The sequence below is a fragment of the Candidatus Symbiopectobacterium sp. NZEC135 genome (assembly GCF_025962695.1).
In genome coordinates this window covers 1-1,385 of record NZ_JAGFPF010000457.1, presented here as the reverse complement: position 1 = coordinate 1,385, position 1,385 = coordinate 1, and the positions used below count along the sequence as shown (strand labels likewise).

The window sequence follows — 1,385 nt, the reverse complement described above, 5'->3', positions numbered from 1 at the left end:
GGCCGCCTATATCGGGCTGTGTGCGGTGCTGGCCGATGAGCTTGCTGAGCGGGTGCTGAGGAGGGATCATGAATGATGTTGGCTCAGGTGTGATTAAATCCAACCGGATTGTATTCCCCGACGGCATCAAATCGGGTTATCTCCAGATACAGGAAGGAAAAATTTGCGGCTTCGCGCCTCACTGCGCCTCCCACTATATCGATCACAGCGAGCAAATCATTATGCCCGGCTTTGTCGATATCCATGTGCACGGCTGGGGCAGAGGTTCTTTTGCTTACAAGGGCAATCAATCTTCCCTTAAGTGGATGAGCCACGATCTGGTTAAAGCGGGCGTTACCGCTTATTTACCCACGTCCGGCACGATGCCAAATGATTTCCTTGAAGCATCGTTAGTGGCCGCTGCTGATTTTATCGCTACGGCAACGGCTGCTGATGGAGCTGAGGCCATCGGCATTCATATGGAAGGGCCCTATATCAGTGAGAAGCATCTCGGTATGCAACGGGCCGATTGTTTGCAACGCCCCAGTATCGCCAGCTTCGAGCGCTTCAATCAGCTAGCCGGTCATCATATTCGCCTGATGACATTAGCGCCCGAACTGGAAGGGGCGCTGGAGGTTATCCGACATTTGCACGCGCAGGGCATTACGGTATCGGCAGGGCACACCGATGCCACCTTTGCCGAAATCACGGCGGCAATAGAGGCGGGATTAAACCATTTTACCCATGCTTACAGCGGGATGCGCGGCTTTCACCACCGCGAGTTGGGTGTGGTTGGTGCACTGATGTATTACCAGGATACCTATGCGGAAGTGGCGAAACAAAGCGGGATCACGATTAAGCCAGAAGCCTTCGATTTGCTCTACCGGTTAAAACGCGATCGGCGCATGGTATTGATGAGCGACTGCATGGGTTATGTAGATTTTCCTGAAGGTTATGAGTTTTACCACTATCTGCGCAAAGAGACATTTCGCATCAAGCAAGGGCAACTGGAAATCGCTGCCGACGGTGGTGATACGCGTCAGGTTTGCCCGTGTGATTATCAAACGGTAAAACATCTGGAAATGAACTTCCTGGATTCCGTGAAGAATATTGTTGGCCGCCTCGATCACGGATTGGTCTCGGTGGCGAGAATCGCTTGTGAAAACCCCGCATTGCTTGCCGGCGCAGCAGATCGTAAAGGGTCGCTGTCCCCCGGCAAGGATGCCGATATTTTGGTGCTCGATGATGACCTGAATCTGCTGGATGTCTACTGTCGGGGACGGCGTCAGCAACAGTTGTTTGAAGAATAACCCAGCTCACCGGAGCGACCACCTTGGCGCCGGTTTCATCAGGGCGATGTTGCTGGCCTATTTTGCCCCGGGCAGCGCGCGACATCTTCACGCACT

Annotated in this window: 1 protein-coding gene; it reads left to right on the top strand. The window is 53.4% G+C overall.

All coding sequences use genetic code 11. From position 1 onward, the window contains the following. The first annotated feature begins 68 nt into the window (after window positions 1–68). Window positions 69–1,289 carry an N-acetylglucosamine-6-phosphate deacetylase gene (nagA, locus tag J5224_RS27850; protein ID WP_264628367.1) on the top strand — a complete coding sequence of 407 codons (1,221 nt, stop codon included), beginning with the start codon at window positions 69–71 and terminating at the stop codon, window positions 1,287–1,289. The last annotated feature ends 96 nt before the right edge of the window (window positions 1,290–1,385 follow it).